The sequence below is a fragment of the Alishewanella sp. HL-SH06 genome, assembly GCF_052656265.1.
Genome location: NZ_CP199752.1, coordinates 2,439,339 through 2,458,589 on the forward strand (window position 1 = coordinate 2,439,339; position 19,251 = coordinate 2,458,589).

Annotated in this window: 18 protein-coding genes; 5 read left to right on the forward strand and 13 right to left on the reverse strand. The window is 45.9% G+C overall.

Annotated features, from left to right (window positions below; translation table 11 throughout):
* Position 1 precedes the first annotated feature (1 nt).
* The 4 genes from ACUJFK_RS11195 to ACUJFK_RS11210 all read left to right on the forward strand — a co-directional run bounded on the left by ACUJFK_RS11195 (position 2) and on the right by ACUJFK_RS11210 (position 4,910).
* Entirely contained in the window at positions 2–1,783 is a 1,782-nt protein-coding gene (locus tag ACUJFK_RS11195; RefSeq protein WP_445424899.1) for a sodium:solute symporter family protein, read from the forward strand.
* Between the two features lie 93 nt (positions 1,784–1,876).
* The gene (locus ACUJFK_RS11200; RefSeq protein ID WP_445424900.1) at positions 1,877–2,395 is read left to right on the forward strand and encodes a hypothetical protein; all 519 of its coding nucleotides are present in this window, start codon (positions 1,877–1,879) and stop codon (positions 2,393–2,395) included.
* A 34-nt stretch (positions 2,396–2,429) separates the two neighbouring features.
* On the forward strand, positions 2,430–4,250 hold the full coding sequence (locus ACUJFK_RS11205; protein ID WP_445424901.1) for a putative nucleotidyltransferase substrate binding domain-containing protein: 1,821 nt from the start codon (positions 2,430–2,432) through the stop codon (positions 4,248–4,250).
* The gene (locus ACUJFK_RS11210) at positions 4,251–4,910 is read left to right on the forward strand and encodes an exonuclease domain-containing protein (RefSeq protein ID WP_226749995.1); all 660 of its coding nucleotides are present in this window, start codon (positions 4,251–4,253) and stop codon (positions 4,908–4,910) included.
* Here ACUJFK_RS11210 and ACUJFK_RS11215 read toward each other — a convergent pair.
* The 6 genes from ACUJFK_RS11215 to ACUJFK_RS11240 form a co-directional block, all read right to left on the reverse strand.
* Positions 4,907–5,365, reverse strand: coding sequence for a YehS family protein (locus tag ACUJFK_RS11215; protein ID WP_306178344.1), 459 nt, complete (start codon positions 5,363–5,365; stop codon positions 4,907–4,909). The two genes, ACUJFK_RS11210 and ACUJFK_RS11215, sit on opposite strands and share 4 nt — an antisense overlap.
* Before the next feature lie 75 nt (positions 5,366–5,440).
* Positions 5,441–5,998 (reverse strand): elongation factor P, encoded by a 558-nt coding sequence (efp, locus tag ACUJFK_RS11220; protein ID WP_226750373.1) that lies wholly within the window; start codon positions 5,996–5,998, stop codon positions 5,441–5,443.
* Between the two features lie 40 nt (positions 5,999–6,038).
* Positions 6,039–7,190, reverse strand: a complete 1,152-nt coding sequence (earP, locus tag ACUJFK_RS11225) for an elongation factor P maturation arginine rhamnosyltransferase EarP (RefSeq protein WP_445424902.1) — start codon at positions 7,188–7,190, stop codon at positions 6,039–6,041.
* A gap of 15 nt (positions 7,191–7,205) precedes the next feature.
* Positions 7,206–7,559 (reverse strand): hypothetical protein, encoded by a 354-nt coding sequence (locus ACUJFK_RS11230; RefSeq protein ID WP_445424903.1) that lies wholly within the window; start codon positions 7,557–7,559, stop codon positions 7,206–7,208.
* Complete coding sequence (locus tag ACUJFK_RS11235) at positions 7,553–8,086, reverse strand: hypothetical protein (RefSeq protein ID WP_445424904.1); 534 nt, start codon at positions 8,084–8,086, stop codon at positions 7,553–7,555. The genes ACUJFK_RS11230 and ACUJFK_RS11235 overlap by 7 nt, the downstream gene beginning before the upstream one ends.
* Before the next feature lie 2 nt (positions 8,087–8,088).
* Entirely contained in the window at positions 8,089–8,709 is a 621-nt protein-coding gene (locus ACUJFK_RS11240; RefSeq protein ID WP_445424905.1) for a LysE family translocator, read from the reverse strand.
* 125 nt (positions 8,710–8,834) lie between these two features.
* Here ACUJFK_RS11240 and ACUJFK_RS11245 point away from each other — a divergent pair, with 125 nt between their 5' ends.
* Positions 8,835–9,029 (forward strand): DUF3185 family protein, encoded by a 195-nt coding sequence (locus tag ACUJFK_RS11245; protein ID WP_226750001.1) that lies wholly within the window; start codon positions 8,835–8,837, stop codon positions 9,027–9,029.
* A gap of 63 nt (positions 9,030–9,092) precedes the next feature.
* Here the strand turns inward: ACUJFK_RS11245 and glnS are convergent, their stop codons facing one another.
* The 7 genes from glnS to sucD all read right to left on the reverse strand — a co-directional run bounded on the left by glnS (position 9,093) and on the right by sucD (position 19,244).
* Positions 9,093–10,757, reverse strand: a complete 1,665-nt coding sequence (glnS, locus tag ACUJFK_RS11250; protein ID WP_445424906.1) for a glutamine--tRNA ligase — start codon at positions 10,755–10,757, stop codon at positions 9,093–9,095.
* 116 nt (positions 10,758–10,873) lie between these two features.
* Entirely contained in the window at positions 10,874–11,911 is a 1,038-nt protein-coding gene (gene nadR / locus ACUJFK_RS11255) for a multifunctional transcriptional regulator/nicotinamide-nucleotide adenylyltransferase/ribosylnicotinamide kinase NadR (RefSeq protein WP_445424907.1), read from the reverse strand.
* The gene (gene pnuC / locus ACUJFK_RS11260) at positions 11,908–12,708 is read right to left on the reverse strand and encodes a nicotinamide riboside transporter PnuC (protein ID WP_445424908.1); all 801 of its coding nucleotides are present in this window, start codon (positions 12,706–12,708) and stop codon (positions 11,908–11,910) included. The genes nadR and pnuC overlap by 4 nt, the downstream gene beginning before the upstream one ends.
* Before the next feature lie 30 nt (positions 12,709–12,738).
* Positions 12,739–14,364 carry a tryptophan halogenase family protein gene (locus tag ACUJFK_RS11265; protein ID WP_445424909.1) on the reverse strand — a complete coding sequence of 542 codons (1,626 nt, stop codon included), beginning with the start codon at positions 14,362–14,364 and terminating at the stop codon, positions 12,739–12,741.
* 14 nt (positions 14,365–14,378) lie between these two features.
* The gene (locus ACUJFK_RS11270) at positions 14,379–15,236 is read right to left on the reverse strand and encodes a hypothetical protein (protein ID WP_445424910.1); all 858 of its coding nucleotides are present in this window, start codon (positions 15,234–15,236) and stop codon (positions 14,379–14,381) included.
* Positions 15,237–15,244: 8 nt separating this feature from the next.
* Entirely contained in the window at positions 15,245–18,193 is a 2,949-nt protein-coding gene (locus ACUJFK_RS11275; RefSeq protein ID WP_445424911.1) for a TonB-dependent receptor domain-containing protein, read from the reverse strand.
* 178 nt (positions 18,194–18,371) lie between these two features.
* On the reverse strand, positions 18,372–19,244 hold the full coding sequence (gene sucD, locus ACUJFK_RS11280) for a succinate--CoA ligase subunit alpha (protein WP_306178334.1): 873 nt from the start codon (positions 19,242–19,244) through the stop codon (positions 18,372–18,374).
* Positions 19,245–19,251: the final 7 nt, after the last annotated feature.

A 19,251-nucleotide genomic window follows, 5' to 3' on the forward strand; every position in this document is an offset into this window, starting at 1 on the left:
GATGAGTCAATTTGCAATAAACTTGATATTTGTTGGCGGCTCGTTTGCCCTCTATATCGCAATCGCTATTTGGGCCCGAGCGGGTTCAACTAAAGAGTTCTACGTGGCCGGTGGTGGTGTCAACCCAGTCATGAACGGTATGGCAACCGCCGCCGACTGGATGTCAGCGGCATCGTTCATTTCTATGGCTGGCTTAATTGCGGCTGGTGGTTATGCTAATTCCACTTTCCTAATGGGTTGGACCGGTGGTTACGTTTTATTAGCCATGCTGTTAGCCCCCTACCTACGTAAATTTGGTAAATTTACCGTACCTGACTTTATCGGTGATCGCTTTTACAGCACAGGAGCTCGCTTAGTTGCGGTAGCTTGTTTGATTATCGCCTCAGTAACCTACGTTATCGGTCAAATGACCGGTGCCGGTGTGGCGTTCTCTCGTTTCCTTGAAGTGAGCAGCGACATGGGTCTGATCATTGCGGCTGTTATCGTATTTTTATACGCGGTAATGGGTGGTATGAAAGGTATTACTTACACGCAAGTTGCACAGTATGTCGTGCTGATCATTGCTTACACTATTCCGGCAGTGTTTATTTCATTACAACTTACCGGCAACTTCTTACCGCCATTAGGCTTATTTGGTACCCATATCGAATCAGGAATGCCGTTACTGGCTAAGTTAGATATGATTGTTCGTGAGTTAGGTTTCCAAGATTACACCGCAGATGTTGATAATAAACTGAACATGGTGCTGTTCACGCTGTCACTGATGATCGGTACTGCAGGTTTACCTCATGTTATTATCCGTTTCTTCACTGTGCCTAAAGTAGCCGATGCGCGTTGGTCAGCAGGTTGGGCATTAGTGTTTATCGCGTTATTGTATTTAACGGCCCCCGCTGTTGCGTCAATGGCACGTTTAAATTTATTAACCACAATTTACCCTGCAGGACCAACAGCTGAAGCGGTTGATTACACGCAACGTCCAGATTGGATGAAAACATGGGAAACAACCGGTTTAATCAAGTTTGACGATAAAAACGGTGATGGTCGTATCCAGTTCTATAACGATTCTTCTGCTTTTGCTGAAAAAGCGGCTGAACGTGGTTGGAATGGTAACGAGTTGACAGTAAACAATGACATTTTAGTTCTGGCCAACCCTGAAATTGCTAATTTACCAGGCTGGGTTATCGGTTTAATTGCGGCCGGTGGTTTAGCAGCAGCATTATCAACTGCAGCCGGTTTATTGTTAGCGATTTCGTCTGCGATCAGTCATGACTTAATCAAAGGCTCTATCAATCCGAATATTAGTGAAAAAGGAGAGTTATTAGCCGCACGGATCTCCATGGGGGTCGCCATTGTTATCGCCACCTACTTAGGGATGAACCCGCCAGGCTTTGCCGCACAAACGGTGGCTTTAGCCTTTGGTATCGCTGCAGCTTCTATTTTCCCTGCATTGATGATGGGTATCTTCTCTAAGCGAGTGAATAATAAAGGCGCCATTGCAGGTATGCTGGCAGGTTTAATCTCTACCTGTGTGTATATCTTCTTATACCTAGGCTGGTTTTTCATCCCAGGTACTGCGTCTTTCGCTAACACACCTGATAACTGGTTATTTGGTGGTACAGGTTACGGTATTTCACCGCTGTCGTTTGGTGCAGTAGGTGCGATGATTAACTTCACCGTTGCCTTTGTTGTATCATCGATGACAGAAGCCCCTCCACAGCGCATCCAAGAACTGGTAGAAAGTGTGCGTTCGCCACGTGGTGCAGGCCAAGCCATCGATCATTAATATCGTGGCAGAACATGGCTAGCGTAAGAGCAGCTTGTTCTGCCTCACCCTCGGGCTTTCTCTGGAAAGCCCGAATTTTTTAGGAAGTCCGTTATGTTGTGGGAATTAATTGCAACGATTTTTGCAGGTTTAGGCGCAGCAGGCGTTGCCCTAGGCTTACGCTTTATCAGTCGTCAGCGCCTACCCCGTTGGCTCATCCCTGTGTTCGCTGCGGTGGGTATGCTTAGCTTTCAAATTCACAGTGAATACAACTGGTACAGTCATCAAACAAGCTTATTACCTGAGGGCGTTGCGGTGGTAAAAACCATTGAACAAACCGCGCCATGGCGTCCTTGGAGTTATTTCTTTCCTCAAACTTTACGTTTTATCGCCGCCGATGTGGCTAATGCCGCAGTCAATCAGCGCAATTCCGCGCTGGTGTTAGTCGACTTATATTTCTTTGAACGGCGCATGAGTGCTAAACGCGTACCGCAAGTTGTACATTGCCAACAAATGGCTCAGGCTGACTTTACCGAAAACTTACAGATCCCCACTGCAGGTGAAGCCTTATCTTCGCAATGGCGTCCATTGTCGGCAACCGATCCCATCATTACCTTGCTATGCGCAAAGTAAAGCCGGCCTAAACGAACTAAAACAGGAGCGCATCATGGAAGTTGCCGAAGTCAGTAAATTTTTAGCACACACCACTCCCTTTGATCAGTTAGCTGAGGGGCAACTAGCGGATTTGGCGGCAGCACTTAATGTGTATTATTGCCAAACGGGCGAAACGGTGGATAGCAGCACAGAAAATTTACTGATCGTTCGCACCGGCATTTATGCACTGTACAGCGATCAACAACAATTGCTGACCAAACTGGAAGAAGGTGATTTTTATGGTTATCAACTGCTGTTAACCGGCCTAGCTGATAACGATCAACTGATCTGTGAAGAAGATGGTTTATTATTTTGGTTACCGGCCACGGCTTTTCATCAAATGCGCTATCAATATAAAAATATTGATATCTTTTTTCAGCGCTTATTTGGCCGAAGGCTACATCAATACAAAGAGCAACAAGGCTCGCGTTTTACCTTAAAAGTATCTGACATTGCCCAAGCGCGCAAAATTGCCATACATGGTGAACAAACCGTGCAAGCCGCTGCCCAATTAATGACTGAAAAACGTGTCTCCTCTTTATTAATTGAACAAGACGAACGCTTAATTGGAATTTTAACCGACCGCGATTTACGCAGTCGTGTTCTGGCGGACAACTTACCAGCAGCAACACCGGTGAAAGAAGTGATGACGCCAAAACCACAAACTATTGATAAGCATGCTTATTTGTTTGAAGCAGTCCAACTGATGAGCCGCTTTAATGTGCACCATTTACCGGTGATGGACCAAGGTATTAGCTATGGCATGATCACAACCACAGATGTGATCCGCTCTCAGCAAGATCACCCCGTGTATTTGATTGGTGAGATCCATCGTCAAACCTCGATCGATGGCTTAGAGCATTGCAGTATGCAAATTAATAACTTAGCGCTGATTTTAGGTAAGCAGCAAGTGCCTGCCTATGAAGCGGGTCATATTATTACCACCATCACCGATGCGCTGACGCAGCGTTTAATCAAATTAGCCCAGATTGAGTTTGGCCCCGCGCCCTGCGTATTTAGCTGGTTGTGTTTTGGCTCACAAGCTCGGATGGATCAAAGTATTAATGCTGATCAAGATAACGCCTTATTACTGGAAAAAGAGCCCAGCGGCGAGATTGGCGAGTATTTTGCCAAATTAGCCGATTTTGTCTGTCAAGGTTTGGCTCGTTGCGGTATTACTTTGTGCCCGGGCAATATTATGGCATCGAACCCTGAGCTTAGAATGAGTTTAAAAGGTTGGTCAGGAAAGTTTGCGCGCTGGATCTCCTCGCCGACCCCTGACGCTATTCTTAAATCCAGTATCTTCTTTGATATGCGCGTGGTTGAAGGCTCAAAGGGGCTATTTAACGCGCTGCAACACGATATCTTAGCCCGGACTAATCAATCATTATTTTTATTACAACTGGCACAAACCGCATTACAACGTACAGCACCATTGAGTTTTTTAAAAAACTTTATCCTAGAACACGACGGAAAACAAAAAAAAGGCTTGGATCTGAAAAAACGTGGCATCAGCTTAATTACCGATATCGTGCGGGTGTATGCTCTGGCAAATGGGATCCATGAGGTAAATACACGTCAGCGTTTAGAGCGCTTGGCGGCAGACGGTATTATGGAAGCAAAAGATACCCAAAATTTATCGGATGCTTTTGATATTTTAGCGCAATTGCGTTGGGATAAGCATTTACACGATATTAGCCAAGGCCATGAAGCCAGTAATTTATTGGATCCTGCCGTGCTGTCGGGTCTACAACGGCATCAATTGAAAGACAGTTTTGCGGTAATCAACGGCGCACAATCGTCCATGAAACATCGTTACTGTCGAGAAATGTAAATGTTTGGATGGTTACAGAAAAATCCCGAGTTGTATGCCGAAATACTGACGTTTAATCAGGTGGCCTTACCCAGTGCTGACACACCAGCACGCGAGTGTCGTTACTTAGTATTAGATTTAGAACTCACCGGCTTAAATGCCAAACAAGATCATATTGTGAGTATCGGCTGGTTGCCTATTGTTGAGCAACATATTCGGCTGAGTGAAGCACGGCATTACTTAATTGAAGCACCGGTCAGTGTCGGACAAAGTGCCATTTATCATGGCTTACATGACAGCGACTTAAAAGATGCCCAAGAGTTAGCCGACGTATTAACGTTTTTGCTTAAGCAGTATCCCGGCTATATTTTTGTCGCACATCATTGCAGGTTAGATCGGGCTTTTTTACAGATCGCTTTTCAGCGGCACTTTGGCAAGGCGCCCCGCATGCTGTTTCTGGACACGCTGAATATCGAATATCATCGCCTGCAAAAGCTGGGATCGCGGCTAGCGACTGATGCCCTGCGCTTACCGCAATGCTTGGCGCGACATCACCTACCGGTGAGTGCACAGCATCATGCCTTAGAAGATGCCTACGGCTGTGCCCTACTGTTTTTAAGCCAATTAAAGAAAAGCCACTCGGCTATCACGCTAGGTGATTTACAACTGCATAGCCGTTAAGGACGCAGCTTAAGCTGTAAGCCTTTTAGCACATTACGCAACACTTGCGCTTGGCATTGCCGATAATGGGGATGATCAGGTTTGCGGAAAAATGCGCTGAGTTCCGCTTTGCCCATGCGAAAATCAGCTAATGACAACAGGGCTAACAGATCATCATCACGCAGCGTAAAAGCGATTTTCAATTTACGTAAAATAATATTGTTATTTAAGCGCGCTTCCGCGATCGGTTGCTCGCCCTCTTTTTGGCCACGTTGACGGCTGATTAAGCCATTTAAAAACTGCGCCAACGCTTGGTCTTCTAATGCTAAAAATACCGAATCTTCTTCTTTTGCCAGCCAGCCAATAATCTGTTCACGACTACACACTAAGCCCCCTAGCGCAAAGGTTGCCGCCATAGTGCTGTTGTTGTAATCCATAATAAAGCGCAGACGACGCAGAATATCGTTATTAGTCATTAGGTGTCCAATCGTTAAACGTTAACAAGCCTCAGCAAAAAAGGCGCTTACGCGCCTTTTTTTGCTCACATGCTCTTACTTAGCACGGCTGCGGTATTCGTCAGTGCGCGTATCGATTTCGATACGATCGCCTTCTTCTACGAATGCCGGAACCATCAGCTCAAAACCGGTTTCCAGTTTCGCTGGTTTCATCACTTTACCAGAAGTATCACCACGCGCTGCTGGCTCAGTGTAAGTCACGGTACGCACTACCACTGTGGGTAAATCAACAGAGATAGGACGCTCGTTGTAGAATACCACTGAACATTCCATACCGTCGATTAAGTACTTCAGTGCTTCGCCCATTGATTCAGCTTCGATTTCAAACTGATTGTATTCAGCGTCCATAAATACATACATTGGATCGGCGAAGTAAGAATACGTCACTTCTTTAGTTTCCAACATGACTTGCTCAAATTTGTCATCAGCACGGTAAACTGTTTCCATGCCCTGACCATTAAGCAGGTTTTTCATTTTCATTTTTACTACTGCAGAGTTACGGCCTGATTTGTTAAACTCGGCCTTTAACACTACCATTGCCTCACTTCCAACCATAATTACTTGGCCGGCACGGACTTCTTGTGCTGTCTTCATCATTTGAGAATATCTTCTTGTTAGGAAAAATTGCGCTACATTATAATTTTTTTTCAGCAAAACGCACGAGGTTGCTAGCAAGATCTCCAAAGCTTTCTAATTTGTTGCGCCATAATTGATTTAGCTGCGCAATTTGTGAGCTAACCAAGGCGAAATCTTGCCAACTGTGTTGCACATCTTGCTCGGTATTCCACTGTAAATGCAATTTTTGTACAACACTTGCCAGCTCAGCGGGAAACGCCGCTGTATAACGCGCTAAAAAAGCGGATAACTTATCAATATGCGCTTGCTCTGCTTGCCGATAGATTTGCCAAATAAAAGGCTTAGCCGCCCACTGCGCTCGGATCACAGAGTCTTCACCGCGTACAAAATTAATATCGCAGGCACTGAGTAAATAATCGTATTGCGGCTGCGGTAAAAACGCCAATAAATGCACTGTCAACGTTCCCGCTTGCCAGGGCTCCTCAAGGCTTAAACCTGGCAGTAATTGTTTGGCTTGGTCGGCCAAAGCCCCTAACGGAATAACACATAACACCGGGCGGTCATACTGTTGCCATAAGGCCAATAAACTGCCCAGTGCTTGCTGGGTGTAAGCAAACAACGACACTTTTAAGGTGTTTTCATCTGTTAAGCTAATGCCTAATTGTTGCCAAAAGTGTTGCTGGGCCAACGCATCTTGTTGAAAGGCACTTAATTGTGCAATCCTACCCTTCTCACACAGTAAGCCGCCGGTTTTTGCGCTAAAACCAGGGAAAAAGAAATACTTAATTAAGGGTAACTGTGGCTGTGGTGAGGCCATAGTATGGCACGCTTCAATCCAGCTCTCAGCAGATAAGTATTCTAAGTTCAGCCACAGCGGTTTCACTGCCTGCTGCGCCATTTGCTGCTGATAGGCAAAAGGAATAGTACAGGCTAACGCCTCAACCACTACGGTGCCAGGAGTTATACTCTGCCAAGGCGTTTGCGCTTGCCAATGACAAATCAGCACACCCGCCTGCTGTTGCTCTGTCAGATTGGGATCGATTGCAGGGCAAAGCCGCTGAAAACTGACTAAATCATCGACCCACAAGCGCACAGCCAGCCCATGCTCGGCGACCAACTGCCGACTTAAACGCCAACAAATGCCAATATCACCAAAGTTATCGACCACGGCACAAAAAATATCCCAACGTTGCTGCTGCGCTAACCTCATGACCCAACTTCTCCATTAAAAGACATAATGCCGCAGCAGTAAACTGAGCATACGCAGCAATAATAACAGCCAGCTAAATAAGATCAGGCTCAGTAAGAACGCCAGTAAATATTGGCCGCTGCGATAAAATAACCGCCGAAAAAAACCGGCGGGTTGTAACGGCGCCTTGCTGAACAAGGCACTGATTAACCAGCAACAAAGACAAGACAACAACGCGACCGACAGCCCTAACAAGGCATGCGGATTCAAAGCATTAGGAGCAAAAATTAAGCTGCCAGTTATCAGCAAAGCGATACCGCATGCCAACACTAGATACCAGGTTTGCCAAGGAGACAACCAGCTTGCTAAGCGCCGATACAGGCTTAGCACTTTGCCACCTCAGCACTTAGTAGCGCGCGGGGGTACAACGGCAAAATACCCGATTGCCCTAATAAATCCCCGACTACCCAAATCTGTTGAAAGGGATGCTGCTGCGGTAGCTGTAACTTGTGGCAATGCGCCAACATATCTGCGCGACGCCACAGCGGATTCGCATTACGGATCACCAGCCAAACTCGCTCGCTGTCGTAATGCTTTTCTGCTTTATTAGCAATAATCCGATTCAGTGCTGCTAACAAACGCTGTGCTGCCGGTACGCGCAGCAACGCCATTAATTCTTGATGGGTTTGTTGGCTCAGTGCTCGCCCTAAAATATGCATGGCTTCTGCTTCACTGCCATATAAGTGGGCAATTTCTAAATCGAGTTTTTGATCGTCATAATAACAAGACACATCGGGGCGCGCCGGCTCGTTATGCCAAATATGCCGCATTTTAACGGCAAAACGTTGCTCATACAGCCGCATAAAAATGCGAGCGGCTTCATGCTCTAGCGCAATTTTTTCTGCAGCACCATTCATCGTTAAACCGTACTAAAATAGAACTGCCATAACTCCAGAAGCACCGGCAGCACAGACAATAATAAAATAACGCCCATAGCGGCATTAAATAGCCGCTGTGCGAAGGTGTTATTTAATAGCTTTTTTAACACCACACCAAACAACAACCACACGCCCACACAAGGAAAGGCCATCAGTAAAAAGGCCAATGTAATGCTGCTTACTTCTAACCAGTAAACCCCGCCCACACTGGTAAAAGCCGCCATCGCGCCAGAAGCCATCACCCAAGCCTTGCCGTTAATCCACTGAAACAGCACCGCTTGCCAAAAGCTCATGGGTTTGCTTTTACCCGTGGCAATACTTTGCGGATGGGCGCTGGCAATTTTCCAGGCCAGGTATATCAGGTAAACCGTACCCAGCACTTTAATCAGTTGATGCAGATGAGGAAAGCGTTCAAACACTACCGCAAAGCCTAAACCGACCAACAACACCATGAACGGGAACCCCAGGCAAATGCCCAGCCAATGCGGTAAGCTGGCTTTAATGCCATAGTTAACACCTGACGACATCATCATCACGTTATTCGGCCCGGGCGTAATCGTGGTTGAAAAGGCGAAAAATAATACGGCCCAAAAGATTTCCATGCTGTACTCCTGCTGCGAAATGTCGTCTACCTTAGCCAACAATGTCATATCGATAGTTATATGCTACATTTACTTCCAAGTTGTTTGTTAACAGCTTAGGCACTTTCATCATACAGGAGAAGTAAATGAATAAAATTATTGGATTAGCTTTGTTAGTTGCCGGCGCCATTTTATTATATTTTGGCTATACCGAATATCACTCTACTGCCTCTCAAGTCACTGAAGTAGTGACTGGCAATCCAACCGATAATGCCATTTGGTTTCTTGTTGGCGGCGCCATCGCGGCGATTGTTGGCTTAGGAATGCTGTTTAAAAAATAACAGCCGCTAAGCGGCCGTTATCGGGTTTAACGCTAAGGCAGCCGTTTTCTGCTGCCTTAGGGCTTACTCTTCTTCTTTACCCCAGCTATCACGTAAGCCTACTGTACGATTAAATACCAGTTTAGCTGCGCTAGAATCTTGGTTATCTGCACAATAATAGCCTTCACGCTCAAACTGATAAGCTTGTTCGGCCACGGCTGTCGCTAGTGATGGCTCGACAAAACCATGCTTAATCACTAAGGATTGTGGATTAACAGTACTGATAAAATCTTCTTCGGCTGCAGGGTTAGCCACACTGAATAAACGATCGTAAACTCGGAACTCTGCGGCTAACGCTTGCGTTTGCTCTACCCAGTGGATCACACCACGCACTTTACGACCATCAGCCGGGTTTTCACCCAGTGTCTCAGGTAAGTAACTGCAGTTTAACGCAATAATATTACCGGCATCGTCTTTGATCACTTCGTCTGCGTGAATCACATAGGCATTACGTAAACGAACATCGCCACCCGAAACTAAACGTTTATATTTCTTATTGGCTTCTTCACGAAAATCAGCACGATCAATATAAAGTTCACGGCCAAATGGCACTTGGCGCTCACCCATTTCATTTTTGGGATGATTAGGCGCAGATAACCACTCAATTTTATCTGCTGGATAATTCGTGATAGTGACCTTGATCGGATCAAGAACGGCCATCGCCCGCGGTGCTGACGTGTCTAAATCTTCACGAATACAGGCTTCTAACGCGCTCATTTCAATAACGTTATCCTGCTTCGTCACACCGATACGCTTAGCAAACTCACGAATGGCGGCAGCGGTAAAGCCTCGACGACGTAAACCGGCGATCGTCGGCATACGTGGGTCATCCCAGCCTTGTACCACTTGCTCTGCCACTAAGGTTTGTAATTTACGCTTACTCATCACCGCATATTCAAGGTTTAAACGCGAAAACTCAATTTGCTGTGGATGATATGCAATACTGATGTTATCTAAGATCCAATCATATAAACGACGGTTGTCTTGAAACTCCAGCGTACATAACGAGTGCGTAATACCCTCTAACGCATCAGAAATACAATGGGTAAAGTCATACATTGGGTAAATGCACCACTTGTCACCCGTTTGATGGTGATGCGCAAATTTTACCCGGTAGATAACCGGATCGCGCAAACAGATAAAAGAGGAGCTCATGTCGATTTTTGCACGTAATGAGCACTCACCTTCTTTAAAACCACCAGCTCGCATTTTTTCAAATAAGGCTAAGTTTTCTGCTGGGCTGGTATCACGATATGGGCTAGGTTTACCCGGCTGGGTTAAATTGCCACGGTATTCGCGCATTTGCTCGCCATTTAAGAAACAGACATAGGCTAAACCTTTGTTGATTAACTCCACCGCATAGCCATACAGCTGTTCGAAGTAATCTGATGAGTAACGCACATCGCCAGACCACTCAAAACCTAACCAGCTAACGTCACGTTTGATCGACTCAACAAACTCGACGTTTTCTTTTTCAGGGTTAGTATCATCAAAACGCAGATTACACTGCCCCTGATAATCTTGCGCAATACCAAAATTCAAACAAATCGACTTAGCATGACCAATATGCAGGTAACCATTAGGCTCAGGCGGGAAACGGGTTTGAACGCCACTGTGCTTACCATTGGCCAGATCGGCATCAATAATTTGCCGTATAAAATTCGTTGGGCGCGAAATGACGTCCGACATAATACTTGGTGTCCTTTTATTCTACGTGAACCGAAAAATGATGTGGCATTATAACAGCCGAACCGGCGCTGACTACTGCTGGTCAGCACTGTTTGCAAAGATTTTAATCAGCAAGGCTATTTTTGCAATAATGCATCAACCGCACTGATGCAACTCTCTAACCGTTCGTAATAATCAGCCGAGCTAACACGTAAGATGCGATCTGCGGGAAAACCATACTGCTGATATAAGTCGAGTAACTGCTGAAAGCTTTGTTGGCGTATTTGCGGCGAACCCAATTCGCGCATGCCATCCGCTACCCAGGGCACGGTTGGCTCCAGTGCGATGATTAAGTCATATTTTAAAGGATCAATAAAACTCTCGATACGACTGGCGACATTGCCTAAAAACACCTGACTGAAAAAAGCGGTAACCACCGCATCAGTATCGAAAAAACAGACCTTGTTGGCACTACGTAAGGCATGCCAATCTTGCTCGTATTGCAAATGGGTAATACGATTGAAATCTTCTAAATTAAATAAATCGCCATTGCCGCCCACCACGTCTTCTTGATAATCACGCCCCAGCTCTTCTGACCAAGAAGTACAATATACTTTGGCGAGCTTACGAGTTAAGGTGGTTTTACCGCAAGATTCAGGCCCGGTGATCAGCACTTTACGTGCAAAAAACGGCCGAGCAGCACCGGCAATATAATCCCAGTGCAAATAAGGTCGGTTGCGAATTTCAGTGCCACTGATCGGCCATTGGGTGCGCTGCGGATCTAATACCCGATAATCGATGTTAGGAAAATGCTGCTGATGACCGGCACGATAATCTTCTTCGCCACCAAATATCACTGCAAATGGCTCTGGCACGGTGTGTTGTAGCAACCCGGCATATTCTCCCCAACCTTGCGGAAACGCAGGGATCGCATCTTCGTTTTGCAGCAATACCCGGATCCCCAAACCTTGCAGCTCTTGCGATAACCAACGCTGACGAAGTACACCGTCAATATAAGGAATACCGGCAACCCGACATAACTCACCATCTTCATGGCTTCGCTCACTGATCACCACATACAGTTTGTCACATAGTGCATGAGCGCGCAGTATCGCGGTTAAGTGGCCGCGATGAGGCGGTAAAAACTTCCCTGGAAAAACGCCTACTTTACTCAATGCTCTGATGCTCCTTTGTGCCAGCTAATCATGCCGTAAATCGAATTCATTAAAAATGCGCTCCACATTAATAAAGTGGGTACCGCATAGGCTGTTGCACTTGGATCCGTCAGCAATACCAAACTCCAAGCAAACAACGTTAAAACATTGGTCAGGATCCAAAATGGCCACTGCGCCGCATACATACGGATCATCAATAATTGCGCGGCAATTTGTAATACCACCGTCGCGCTATCCAGCAGTGGGCCGCTAAACGTCAGCCCGGTTAATTCGCGCAAGCTAGCATACACCTGTGAATTACGCTGTAAGGCTTCACTAATAAAGCCGTCGAGCTCGGTTAATACCGCGGTGAGTGCCGCAATCCCCAACACAACTAAAGCTAACACCCAAAACCAATGCCGCCCTAACCGCCGCATCTTGATGATCTGACTTTCAGCGCAAAGATGTTGACGCCAGCTAAAATAAATAAAAAATTGCGCAGGTAAAAAGTAAAACCAATTAATTAGCCAATCACCATAATAGCCCGAGGTCCACGCGAGTAAACCGTAGCTACTGGCACTGATCAGCCCCCAAATCCAGTTAGACATTAAGCCTTTGGCGACCATCACCACGCACAAGACACCACTGATGGCACTTATAGGGCTGATAAACCAATTTAGGGTTATTGACCCATAGCTCTGCCAATCCGTACTTTGCCAACTAAACCAAATTGTACTGCTCAAAATAATACATAAAAACCACTGCAACCAGCGCCGCTCTAGGCGGTTTAAACGCTGTAAATCTGCCCATAGCAACATCTGTTTGCTCCGTGATACGCTAATGTCAGATTAGACCCAACCCGCAGGTTTAGACGCAGTCGCATAGGTTGGCATGCCAACGGCTTGCTGTAACCAATGCGCATGCGGCGGCAATTTGTGTCGTGCCATTTGTAAGCGCTGTAATATCGCTCGGTGAATTTGCGTTGCCGGTAAATTCGGCCCGTAACGTTCTGCACAATGCGCTCGCAGGTAATCCATACCATATAAAATGCATTGATAACTTTCGTGATTCCACAGCCCGCCGGTATCAACCGCCGCGCGCATATCACTGAAACCATCATGACTGCCCTGTGCATCCATCCCCGGGAACCACTGATCCTGAAAATCATGGGCACTAGGCGGTTTAACTTTCCAAAATGCTAACTTGGCTTTTAAACGCTCGGTAATTCGCTCCGGTTTTTGTACTTCTCGCCAAAAAGCGGTGTCGGTGCGCTGTGTCATGCAATAGTGCATATTGATAAAATCGAGAATTTCATAAAAGCGATTAGATAAAATACGATTATAACGACTGGCCAGCAGCGGCATATCTTCAGCGGCAAACGGAAAATGCTCCGCTAAGGTGACGGCGCCTAAATCGCTGAGATATAAACCGGTTGATTCCAGCGGTTCAATAAAGCCTCCCGATAAGCCAATGGCCACACAGTTACCTTGCCAGTTTTGTTTACGCCGGCCGACTTTAAAATTAACCACCCGATGCGGCAAATCTTCACACCCCACCCCTTGATAAGCACGCATTTCACGCTCAGCCTCTTCAATACTAATAAAAGCACTGCTATGAACATAACCGACTGACCGTTGGTTTTGCATGGGGATATCCCAGATCCAACCATTGGATAATGCGGTGGCCGTAGTATAAGGCCGCACCATACCCGGATAGAACCGATCGTAAGGAATATGCATGGTAATGGCGCGATCGCAGAGCAACCACTGGGAACAATCTTCAAAACCGACACCGAGTTGTTTTTCAATTAATTTGGCACTAAAACCGGTGCAATCGACAAACAAATCGGCCGCCAGCGTTGCCCCTTGATCGGTGACGATAGCGCCAATGCGCTGCTCAGCCTTCATTTGCACGTCTTGCAGATTGGCCAGGGTATGTTTAACCCCCCGGGCCACGGAAAAATCACGCAAATAATCGGCAAACTTTTGCGCATTCATATGATAAGCATAATTAAGCGGTGGGCCCATATCCCATTGCCCAAGCATTTTGGGTGCTAACCCCATCTCACAAATAATCGGCTGTGCTGAGCAGGTTTCCATAAAGGGAATACTGCGATCACTGCGCAGCCATTCTTCGGCTAAATGGTCTAAGGGTTGCGTACGCATACTGCTAAAAGGATGGTGATAGAACGTATTATCGTTGTGTACCCAGTTGGCGTACTTAATTGACTGCTTAAAGGTCGCATCGGTCGCGCGCATAAATTCCATTTCATCAACGCCAATTACCGCTAACAGATGACGCATAGAAGGGATCGTTGCTTCACCCACTGAAATGCGTGGAATATCAGGAGACTCCAATAAATGGATATTCACGCGAGGTTCACGGCCTGCTTTATTTAATGCGCCATTAAGGTAAGCTGCCGTCATCCAACCGGCTGAACCGCCGCCAACAATTAATACTTGCGGTCGCTGCATCACCGACTCTCCTGTTAGTAATAACCTAAAATATGCCGCAAACCTGGCGCAGCATATTCGACTAAACGTTTTTGCATATCGGGTAATTCGTCTGGGATCTCGGCACTGATCCCAGCCAGATTCTCTCTATAGGTGCCGCTCTGCTGGCGATCTGAACCCAGTTCAATACGGCGGCGCCAATCTTCGGGTAAGCAACCGTTAACTAATACTGGCTGCAATAACTCAGTAAAATACTGCTCAGCGGCGGGCGTATCGAGTTTTTTTAAATGGGTAATCACATCTTCATAACGCACTAATTTAATGCCGGTGCCTAGCCAGGCGACGGCGTTATGGCTATAAATTTCTTGTAAGGTGGGCGCCTTTTGATAAATGCCAAAGATCATCATATTGAGCATTTCATTAATTTTAATGCGACCGCCTTTTAAATGGTCCATCTGCCCTTGAAAGGTGTCCGATAAAAAGAAGCGTGCACGCGCTAATACCCAGTCATAAGGGTCACGCACAATAATATATTGCACCGCTTTTTGCGTGGCTAAGGCCGATTCATCCGAAAACAGTAAGTGCCCCCAACTTAACATCGGCTTGGCCGGATTAAACGCCGGCAGACACTGGCGCAAGTTAGGAATTTGCACAAAAGCGTCATGATATTGTTGTGCAACAGGAACAAACATCCGGAAAATATTACGCAACAAATGTGTACCGCACTTAGGCACTGAGTTTAAAAACACCGGTTGTGTCAAAGCTGGCTGGTTAAATTGTGGATTAAGATCGTTCAAAGTATCAGGCTTGGCAAACACGCGAGGCATGAGGCTGGTTTCCAACAACAAGACTAAAAAAGGAAAATGCCGACCTAAGTCGGCATTTTTACTCACACTTATAATTAGAAATTATAAGACATATTTAAGAACACCCGACGACCTAACCAGTCATATTGACTGTAGAACGCTGAGGTGCCTAAGCGAGTGACAGAACTACCGGCACTGACTTTTGGCGGCTCTTTATCAAAAGCATTAGCCACACCCAAGGTTACATCTAAACCTGCATCAGCAAAGTCTTTGGTCACAGAGAAAGTGTGATAAACCACCGCATCTGCTGCCGCAACTAACTTAACCGCTTCGCCACGGTAAGTGGGGCTACTGCTAACAAACTGCTCGTTTGATACCGCACCAGTATAACGTGCGATCCAGTTTACACTCCAATCTTGGTATTCCAAGCCAACAAACAGGTTACCTACGTCTTCTGGACTACCAAATTGCCCTGTACGGTCGATTGGATCACTATCAGCAAACAATTGACTTGCCGCTTCAATCTGACGCGTATGCTGATAAGTGGCAGATAAACGACCAAACTTAGTATCAGTAGCATAATTTAAGGTAATATCGACACCGCGGTTAACCTGGTTAGCAATGTTTAAATAACCACCACGCACATTGGTAATGCGCAAATCAACAGGATCACGATCAAACTGAGTACAAAGTGGTTCAGTGCTAAAGTTATCAGAAATATAACAGTTACCTAAGATCTGCCCCGCAGTCAAGTTAGTCACTTCGCCAAAGATTTCAATGTTGAAGTAATCAATTGACGCGCTGATATCATGATTTTCGAAATCAGGTGTCCAGACAAAACCTAACGTTTCAGAGATAGAGGTTTCGGCTTCTAACTGACCAGCACCACCGCCTGTGGTCACCGTTGCTGAAATAGCACCACCTGCGAAGTCACGTGGAATACCATCAGTAGCACAGTTGGTAGCAACGCGAGGATCGATAGTACCATTGTCAACACCCTGGCCCCAGTTAATACATGGATCGATATTACGCTGGCCAACAAAGCTTGTTTGGTTATTTAAATATAATTCAAATAGCGCTGGTGAACGGAACGAGGTACCCCGTGAAGCACGCACCCGCACGCCATCGACGATGGTCCAGTTTATACCCGCTTTATAGGTATTATCACCACCATAAGAAGACACATCGGTGTAACGGCCTGAGATGGTTAAATCTAACGCTTGAATACCCGGTAGACCACGTACTAATGGCACTTGGAGTTCAGTAAATACTGCACGGCTGATATGTGAACCGGCAGTAATACCCGCAGCCGTTTGGCCCCAAGTATTTTCACGTAAGGTTTCTTCGCCAGGGACGTCATTGATCGAGTCTTTTTGGAACTGGAAACCGACCGCAGTACCGATAAAGCCGGCGGGTAATTCAAATAAATCACCTGAAATAAAACCTTCAACTGATTGTTGTTTATAAACAGTATTACCCGTTTGCTCACCAAACAAGAAATCACGGATTTCTGGTGAAATATTACCGGCTAAGAACTGTGGATCTAACCAAGGTACATCGACACAAGGCACGCCACGGATCGGTGTTGTTTCACCAACACAAGAGCCTGAGGCAAAGTTATAGGGTGAGATAGCATCTTCGTAAATAAGCTTAGACTTATAATCACCGCTGCTGTAGCTATTTTGATAAGCCACATCATAATACCAGTTACCAATATCACCATTAATACCGGCAACAAAACGGCGGTAATCCACGGTGATTTTATCACCTGAGTGATCAGTAATTGGGGTTGGGCTTAACCACTGCGCACCCGTCCAACCGGCACTTAATGGATCACCAGCAAAGAAATCTTCGTTATATTTGTAGCTCCAGAACTGACGATAGCCGTTGGTGGTGGTTTGACGGCGATTTAATAACACTTCACCGTATAAACTGGTGGTGTCATTTAATTCATAATCACCTTGTGCATACACGGTCATTAATTCGTTTTTCGGAACCAAGGTTTCTAAATCTTGAAACGGGTGGTCAGCGTTAGTGACGGAATCTGACAAACGATCATAAGCCACTGGGAACCAACCGGGTGGTGTCACCATAAAGTCCGGATTGTTGGGATCAGTTGCAAACCCAGGAATATACTGACCTAAGTTACCATCATAATCATATTGCGCTTTTGCACCCGCAGGGACGTTGCCGCCAGCACCTTGATAATCGTAAAGCCAAATATGACCCCACAATAAATCATTACAATGGTAGCTGCCAGTACGCGGATCAACAGGGTCAACTCGCTCATTGGTTGTTGGATCAAACAAATAACGCTCGGCACAGTTAAAGAAGCTGCGTTGACCTTGAGCCAACTCTTGCTGCACTTTGTAATCACCGACAACACGGAATGAGCCGCGGCCAAAGGTCTTACCGTAAGTACCGTTTAATTGATAACTTTCACCGCCTTCTTCTAACGGCTGCGAGGTATTAAAGTTAATAGTACCTTCATCACCCTTCTTCGTAATAATGTTGATTACACCGGCCACGGCGTCAGAACCATATAACGAAGAAGCGCCATCTTTTAAGATTTCAATGCGATCAATTGCCGATAAAGGCAGAATGTTCGGATCAAAAGAAGCTACTTGGCCACGCGTACCCGCTGGGCCAGCACGACGACCATTTAATAAAACTAGCGTACGGTTTGCACCTAAACCACGTAATGAAATGCTTTCTGAACCGACACCACCTTCAGTAACAAACGCCGTAGAGGCCGCAGCAGTAATTTGGTTTGAACCTGCAGCAACCGTGGAATTACGTAATAACTCACCTAAGTTGCTAATACCCTGACTGGCAGCAACACTGGCATTAATTACTTCAATAGGCGCAGCTTGATCTAAACCGTCGGTACGAATACGTGAACCGATAATTTGAATACGTTCGGCTTTTTCATCCGCTTTGGGCGCGTCAGCTTCTGCTTCTTGGGCGTGAACTTGAAAAAGTGAACCGGCCAAGACACAGCTTATCGCTATGGAAAGCGGCTTAATTTTGGAATCTGATGGCATTATTCTCATAGGAATTTCCCTGATTATTATTAGTAAAATAACAGTAAAGCTGAATGGACACTTAACCGCTCTCTCCATGTTAGATAACTGACTTTAAAAATCAACCCCCAACTGTAATTCAAAGGTATTAGACATAAAAAAACCCGCTAAAAGCGGGTTTTTCGGCTAACAAGCTAGATTACCAGCCCGTTAATTCTTTCAGGGCTTGACCGATATCCGCTAAGCTCTTCACGGTTTTAACACCGGCGTCTTCTAAAGCAGCGAATTTTTCATCCGCAGTACCTTTACCACCAGAGATGATCGCACCAGCATGACCCATGCGCTTACCTGCAGGTGCAGTTACACCAGCAATGTAAGATACAACAGGTTTAGTCACATGCTGTTTGATATAAGCAGCCGCTTCTTCTTCTGCAGAACCACCAATTTCACCGATCATGACGATAGCTTCAGTTTGTGGATCTTCTTGGAATAACTTCAGAATATCAATGAAGTTAGAACCTGGAATTGGATCACCACCGATACCAACACAAGTAGACTGGCCAAAACCGTAATCTGTGGTTTGTTTAACCGCTTCATACGTCAGAGTACCTGAACGTGAAACGATACCTACTTTACCTGGCTTATGAATGTGACCTGGCATGATGCCGATTTTACATTCGCCTGGCGTGATAACGCCTGGGCAGTTAGGGCCAATCAGCACGACGCCTAACTCGTCACATTTCACTTTGGCATCTAACATATCTAAAGTTGGAATGCCTTCTGTGATACAAACGATCAGCTTAATGCCGCCATTTGCCGCTTCTAAGATAGAATCTTTACAAAATGCCGCAGGTACATAGATGACTGACGCTGTTGCGCCGGTTACCGCAACGGCTTCTGCTACAGTGTTAAACACCGGTAAACCTAAATGCGTTTGACCGCCTTTACCCGGAGTTACACCGCCAACCATTTTTGTGCCGTAAGCAATGGCTTGTTCAGAGTGGAATGTGCCTTGTGCACCAGTAAAACCCTGACAAATAACTTTGGTATCTTTATTAATTAAAACGCTCATTACTTAC

Excerpts from the sequence above, each read along its gene's own strand:
- ACUJFK_RS11195 (WP_445424899.1), top strand. The coding sequence starts at position 2 with ATGAGTCAATTTGCAATAAACTTGATATTTGTTGGCGGCTCGTTTGCC.
- efp (WP_226750373.1), bottom strand. The coding sequence starts at position 5,998 with ATGAAGACAGCACAAGAAGTCCGTGCCGGCCAAGTAATTATGGTTGGA.
- earP (WP_445424902.1), bottom strand. The coding sequence starts at position 7,190 with ATGAGGTTAGCGCAGCAGCAACGTTGGGATATTTTTTGTGCCGTGGTC.
- ACUJFK_RS11205 (WP_445424901.1), top strand. The coding sequence starts at position 2,430 with ATGGAAGTTGCCGAAGTCAGTAAATTTTTAGCACACACCACTCCCTTT.
- sucD (WP_306178334.1), bottom strand. The coding sequence starts at position 19,244 with ATGAGCGTTTTAATTAATAAAGATACCAAAGTTATTTGTCAGGGTTTT.
- glnS (WP_445424906.1), bottom strand. The coding sequence starts at position 10,757 with ATGTCGGACGTCATTTCGCGCCCAACGAATTTTATACGGCAAATTATT.
- ACUJFK_RS11215 (WP_306178344.1), bottom strand. The coding sequence starts at position 5,365 with ATGACTAATAACGATATTCTGCGTCGTCTGCGCTTTATTATGGATTAC.
- ACUJFK_RS11275 (WP_445424911.1), bottom strand. The coding sequence starts at position 18,193 with ATGCCATCAGATTCCAAAATTAAGCCGCTTTCCATAGCGATAAGCTGT.
- ACUJFK_RS11200 (WP_445424900.1), top strand. The coding sequence starts at position 1,877 with ATGTTGTGGGAATTAATTGCAACGATTTTTGCAGGTTTAGGCGCAGCA.
- ACUJFK_RS11265 (WP_445424909.1), bottom strand. The coding sequence starts at position 14,364 with ATGCAGCGACCGCAAGTATTAATTGTTGGCGGCGGTTCAGCCGGTTGG.
- ACUJFK_RS11210 (WP_226749995.1), top strand. The coding sequence starts at position 4,251 with ATGTTTGGATGGTTACAGAAAAATCCCGAGTTGTATGCCGAAATACTG.
- ACUJFK_RS11245 (WP_226750001.1), top strand. The coding sequence starts at position 8,835 with ATGAATAAAATTATTGGATTAGCTTTGTTAGTTGCCGGCGCCATTTTA.
- pnuC (WP_445424908.1), bottom strand. The coding sequence starts at position 12,708 with ATGTTGCTATGGGCAGATTTACAGCGTTTAAACCGCCTAGAGCGGCGC.
- ACUJFK_RS11240 (WP_445424905.1), bottom strand. The coding sequence starts at position 8,709 with ATGGAAATCTTTTGGGCCGTATTATTTTTCGCCTTTTCAACCACGATT.
- ACUJFK_RS11235 (WP_445424904.1), bottom strand. The coding sequence starts at position 8,086 with ATGAATGGTGCTGCAGAAAAAATTGCGCTAGAGCATGAAGCCGCTCGC.